The sequence below is a fragment of the Brachybacterium sp. p3-SID957 genome, from assembly GCF_025144775.1.
Lineage (GTDB): Bacteria > Actinomycetota > Actinomycetes > Actinomycetales > Dermabacteraceae > Brachybacterium > Brachybacterium epidermidis.
The window spans coordinates 1-5517 of record NZ_JALXKT010000099.1 but is presented as its reverse complement, the minus strand read 5'-3'; the positions used below and the strand labels follow the sequence as shown (position 1 = coordinate 5517).

The window sequence follows — 5517 nt, the reverse complement described above, 5'->3', positions numbered from 1 at the left end:
TCGAGCGCTCGTCCTACTACGCCTGGCTCAAGGCTGCCCCGGCCCGAGAAGCCAGGGCAGCTGACGACGCGGCGCTGGCAGAGCGGATCAGGGCTGTCCATGCCGAGGACAACACCCAGGGTGCGCCACGGATCACCGCCGAGCTCAACGACAGCGCGCCTGCCGGTGAGCGGGTAAACCACAAGCGCGTCGCCAGGGTGATGCGGCTGCAAGGAATCCGGGGCTATGTGAAGAAGCGGCGGGTGCGGACCACGATCCCCGAACCGTCTGGCCAGAAGTACCCCGACCTGGTCAAGCGCGACTTCACCGCCCCGGCGCCAGGGCTGCGCTACGTCGGCGACATCACCTATCTGCCGATCGCCGACGGCACGAACCTCTACCTGGCGACCGTGATCGACTGCTACAGCCGTCGGCTTGTCGGGTGGGCCATCGCTGACCACATGCGTACCGAGCTCGTCGAGGACGCGTTGAAGGCCGCCGCCGCAACCCGGGGCACCCTCAAGGGCAGCGTATTTCACAGCGACCACGGGTCGGTCTACTGCTCGAAGGACTACGCCAAGCTCTGTCGCAAGCTCGGCGTCACCCAGTCCATGGGCGCCGTCGGGTCCAGCGCGGACAACGCGTTGGCCGAGTCGTTCAACGCCACCATGAAGCGCGAGGTTCTCCAAGACGCCGCCTGCTGGAGCAACGAACTGGTCTGCCGCCGGCAGGTCTTCAGGTGGCTCGTCCGCTACAACACCAAGCGACGCCATTCGTGGTGCCGCTACGTCCCGCCGGTCCTCTACGAGACCGGCAACACCGCTACGCTGCCGACGGCTGCGTAATCACACCCCGTGTCCAAGATCCGGGGGTAGGGCCCTTGCGCGGTGCCGTCTACTACACCGACGGTCAGCTCGAGGACGACGCCCGCCTCGTGATCGCGCTGGCCCGCACCGCCGCGGCGCACGGCGCGGACGTCCTCACCCGGTGCGCCGCGACCGACCTGCGTGAGGACCGACTCACCCTCACGGACGAGACGACGGGCGAGAGCGTCGAGGCTCGGGGCACGGTCGTCTCGGCGACCGGCGTGTGGGCCGGTGAACACGACCCGTCGTTGCGGATCTCGCCGAGCCGCGGATCCCACCTGGTCGTGCGGGCCGAGGCGCTCGGGTGTCCCAGCGCCGTGTTCACCGCGCCGGTGCCGGGTCACTTCGGCCGGTTCGTGTTCGCTCTGCCACAGAGCGACGGCCTCGTGCTCGTCGGCCTCACCGACGACGCCGCTCCCGGGGTCGACGGCATCGCTCCGCCGGTGCCGGAATCCGACGAGGACTTCCTCCTCGCCACGATCAACCGCGCGCTGGAGCGCCCCCTGACCAGGCAGGACGTGGTGGGCCGGTTCGCCGGGCTGCGGCCGTTGGTGCTGCCGACTCCGTCGGGCGGGTCGACGGGAGGGACGAAGAGGCGGATCGGGAGGCACGGGTTCGGGGAGAGGCGCGAGCACGGCGCGTCGGGGGATCTGTCGGAGGGCGCGGAGCGCGCACTCGTCGAGGCGGGCGCGACCGCCGACGTGTCCCGACGGCACCTGCTCATCGACGAACCTGGCCGGCCCCTGACGATCGCCGGGGGCAAGCTCACGACCTATCGCACGATGGCCGAGGACGCCGTGGACGCCGCCTGCCGTCGTCTCGGGACGGACCGGGAGTGCCGGACGAGGACGCTCCCGCTCGTGGGCGCGGCGCCGCGGGAGGTGCTGGCCCGTCTCGAGGAACCGACCCGTCTCGTGCGCCGTTACGGCACCGAGGCCGGTCGTGTCGCGGAGTTGGGCCGTCGGTACCCCCGGTTCGCGGGCCCCGTCGCCGAGGGCGTCGCCTACACCGGTGCGGAGATGCTCTTCGGCGTGCTGGCGGAGGGCGCCCTCACGGTGGAGGACCTCGTCGAACGCCGCACCCGCACCTCCTTCGTCGAGTCCGCCGTCCCCGCCGCGCGCGAGGTCGCCGCCCAGGTCCTGGAACTCGCGACCACCTGACCCCCGCCCCCCGGATGACGTCATCGGGAAAGGGGGAGAGGAGGAAGGGGCAGGGGGCCATCGACACGGCTGAGCGCGTCGAGCGCGTGCTCGCCCTCGTGAGGTCCGAGGGCGCGGACGGCCCCAGAGCCACGGCGTTCCGACTCGAGAGGCCCCCTCCCGGGTTGGGAGGGGGCCTCTCGCTCATCGCCGGTGCGGACGACCGGGCGAGCGCCGGTCTCGATCCGCCGGCCTGGTCAGCTCTCCCAGCCCGCGTCGGCGATCCAGCGGAGGGCGGTGAGGGAGGGCATGAACATGTATTCGCCGCCGCGGAGGCGGTTGAACGTGGTCACGCCGTCGACGCGCTTGCGGACGGGGCGGTCGGGGATGGTGAACCGGCCCGGTTCCTCGTGGAGTCCGACGACGGGGTCGCGTTCGGTGCCGAGGTCGACGAAGTTGCCGCGGTTGATCCACTCCTGCTGGAGGAACTCGACCGTGTCGTAGGCGCGGGCGCTGATGAAGATGAAGAACAGGCCGCGCTCGTCGTCCTTGTCGTCGGCGGCGGTGAGGTCGGGGTCCCATTCGGGGCCGAACGTCGAGGAGCGGCGGATGATCCGGTGGATGTTCTCGTCCGTGAGGATCGTCAGCTCGCTGCCGCGCGGGTTCATGCGGCGCACGTGCGCCGAGTGGGGGCACATGAGGCCGCGGCGGTCGTCGGAGTAGTCGAAGTCGTCGTTGCGGGACTGATCCATGCCGAGGTCGACGTCGTCCTTCTCGGGGGAGAGGACGAGCGGCGCCCCCGACCGCCACCGGCCGACGAGCTTCGCGCCGAGGGCGTCGCGGGACTCCTGCGTGTCCTCCTCCGCGTGCTCGCGGAGGAAGTCGTTCCAGGCGCCGACACGGCTGTCGTACTTGCGGAGCACGACGAACGAGCCGTTACGACCCAGCACGTCCGGCGAGGGCATGGCGACGGGCGAACCCGTCTCGCTGTCCTCCCCGAGGATGAACTCGCCCGCCGCGATGGCCCGCTCCTGCCCCGGGAGGGCGTCGACGCCGGCGCCCGCGACGAGCGGCTGGCTGAGCGAGTCGTGGTAGCCGAACGGGTTGGCCGCATCCGGCGCCCCGAACGCGTGCGTGCCGAGCAGGGTGACCCCGTCGATCTCCTCCAGGTACCCCAGAGCCTTCTCCACGGCGTCCGCCAGGGACTCCTCCGAGTCGGCGTAGATCGTCACCGCGACGTGCAGGGAGTCGTCCTTGTAGAACTCCTCCCACGTCTCCGGGGCGTTCTCGCCCGTGTCCATGAGCTGGCCCGCGCGGGCCGCCATGCCCTGCCGGAACGGCAGCGGGAAACTCGCGAGGGATTCCTCCGGCAGGCCCATCGCCTTGAGGCCGGCGTGGCTGATCGCCACCCCCGTCCACGCGTGCATGTCCGCGGTCCAGTCCTGCGCCGAGGGGACGTACTCGACGAGCCGCCCCAGCAGGGCACGACCCCCCTCGGGGGTGTCGACCCGCAACCCCGCGTGGATCCCGACGTAGGGCTCGGGCCGCGACCGCAGGATGAGGGACTGGATGTCGTCGAGCTGCAGCGTGACGCTCTCCCGACGGAACCGCTTGCGCAGCTCCCTGAGGTGCTCGAACGGCATCAGTAGTCCACCCCCTGCGGCGTCGCCACCGCGTCCGACAGCGCCGACAGGGCCTCCCGGGTCGTCGCGTCCATCGCGGTGTTCGCCGCCATCGCGTCGAAGAACGTGTCCAGGGCCTGCTCCATGCGCTGGTACCGGCGCACGTCCACGACCGTCACCTGCGGGTTCGCGACGAACCACGCGGCGGCGTCGATCTGGTGGTCGGCGATGAAGTCCTTGACCTTCGGGGAGTCGATCCCCGGCCAGCCCTCGACGTTGGCGAACAACAGGTCCATGAGCTCGGGGATCTTCGTCGCGAAGTCGTCGATGTAGGTGTCCCAGTCGCCGTCGTAGGCCGTGGCGAACAGCACACGCGTGTCGTCGTCGAGGAACACGAACCGCATGTTGTGCAGCGTCGAGACGCGCTTGGCGCCGTCGAAGTCGCCGCCGGTGAGGCCGAAGATGCGGCGCAGCCGGTCGGCGCCGCCGGGCCTGAGGTCGGCGATGGCGGTCAGCTCGGACACGTTGCCGGAGCGGGCACCGGCCCGGCCGGCCGACTCGTACGTGCCCTCGTGGAGCGGGTTCTTGTCGGTGAGCAGGGAGTTGATCGCGATCTGGGAGATCGTCGGCGCGTCGGCCGCGACCTCCTTGACCACGCGGCGGAACTCCTCCATGCGGCTCTCCTCCGAGAGGCGCGGGTCGATGCGGGTCTGTTCGGACGTCAGCTTCTCGTTCATGGGGTCCTCCAAGGGGGTGAGGGGTCAGGCGGTGAGGTCGGCGAGGGAGTCCGGCTCCCGGCGGGCCACGGCGTTGAGGTCGTGCCGCTGCCGCGAGGACGACTCGTAGGCGAGCTTGCGCACGCGCATGATCGACCCGAGCGGCCGGTGCGCCTCGACGCCGTTCCACGGGTTGAACGCGAGCCGGTCGTCACCGGCGACGCGACGTTCGGGGGTGAACACGTCCTGCCGGTCGAACCGGACGGTCGCGACGGTGCGGAACGGGGAACGGTCCTCGTCCCAGAGCACGGCGGCGTCCTCGACGGGCATGGTCTTCAGGTCGGTGCACAGCTGCGCCCGCAGCTCGTACGTCGCGCCCTTGGTCATGAAGTGGCGGACGACCGCGGTACGCATCGCGTCGAAGTCGTCGCCGACGTCGACGCCGGTGAGCTCGGCGACCTCCCCGGTCGGCGCGAGGGACATCTTGGCGACGTGGTCGCCGTAACGGATCGCGGCCTGGGTGTAGAAGGTCTCACCGAGTATGTGGGAGTAGTCGTTCGCGAGGCCCTGGACGGTCGCGCCGGGGGTGCGACCGAGTTTCTCGGTGATCGAGGCGATGCCCCGGGCGGCGGCGGAGACCGCCTTCTGCGCGGCGGCCGGGTTGCTCGCGTTCTTCTCGAGGATGTCGAGCATGTCCTCGTACTTGGTCACGGTGCCGAACGCGAGCGTTGGGAAGTTCACCATGAGGAAGTCCTGGTTGGCGCCACCGAGGTCGGGGGACAGGCGCTCGCCCTCCACGCCGATGATCTTGAGCGCGAAACCCCGCGGGGCAGGGATCTCGTCGGAGTGGATGTCGCCGGGTGCCGACGAGAGGCGGGCGACGACCTCGTGGGTGCCGGGGGTGGCGAAGATGCCCTGCGCGAGCTCGTGCGGCAGGTCGTCGTGGACGGTGAGTTGCCCGGTGATGATCGCGTGGCTCTTGGCGTGCGCGTCGCGGTGGGCGTGGCGGTGACGGTCGGCGTTCTCCGCCTGGGTGGCGGCCATTCGTTCGACGATTCGCTGGGAGATCTCGGCCTCGTTCTCGACGGGGACCTCGACGTCATCGTGGTAGCGGATGGGGTTCATCGGTATGCCTCCTCGATGCCTCCTCGACATCGTGACAACAATATTGTACTGGACTCAATTTGGCTCTTCG

The 5517-nt window shown here is 70.3% G+C and carries 5 protein-coding genes; 2 read left to right on the top strand and 3 right to left on the bottom strand.

Annotated features, from left to right (window positions below):
• Both M3B01_RS14285 and M3B01_RS14280 read left to right on the top strand, forming a co-directional pair.
• Window positions 1–824, top strand: an 824-nt coding sequence (locus M3B01_RS14285; RefSeq protein ID WP_259793183.1) for an IS3 family transposase, incomplete at its 5' end; no start/stop codon positions are given.
• A 35-nt stretch (window positions 825–859) separates the two neighbouring features.
• Entirely contained in the window at window positions 860–2005 is a 1146-nt protein-coding gene (locus M3B01_RS14280; protein WP_019310328.1) for a glycerol-3-phosphate dehydrogenase/oxidase, read from the top strand.
• A 236-nt stretch (window positions 2006–2241) separates the two neighbouring features.
• Here the strand turns inward: M3B01_RS14280 and M3B01_RS14275 are convergent, their stop codons facing one another.
• The 3 genes from M3B01_RS14275 to M3B01_RS14265 form a co-directional block, all read right to left on the bottom strand.
• Window positions 2242–3627 (bottom strand): peroxidase, encoded by a 1386-nt coding sequence (locus tag M3B01_RS14275; protein ID WP_044496630.1) that lies wholly within the window; start codon window positions 3625–3627, stop codon window positions 2242–2244.
• A complete protein-coding gene (locus tag M3B01_RS14270; protein WP_373271450.1) occupies window positions 3627–4280 on the bottom strand; it encodes a hypothetical protein in 654 nt (217 codons plus the stop codon). The genes M3B01_RS14275 and M3B01_RS14270 overlap by 1 nt, the downstream gene beginning before the upstream one ends.
• A gap of 87 nt (window positions 4281–4367) precedes the next feature.
• Complete coding sequence (locus M3B01_RS14265; RefSeq protein WP_259793175.1) at window positions 4368–5447, bottom strand: catalase family protein; 1080 nt, start codon at window positions 5445–5447, stop codon at window positions 4368–4370.
• Window positions 5448–5517 lie beyond the last annotated feature (70 nt).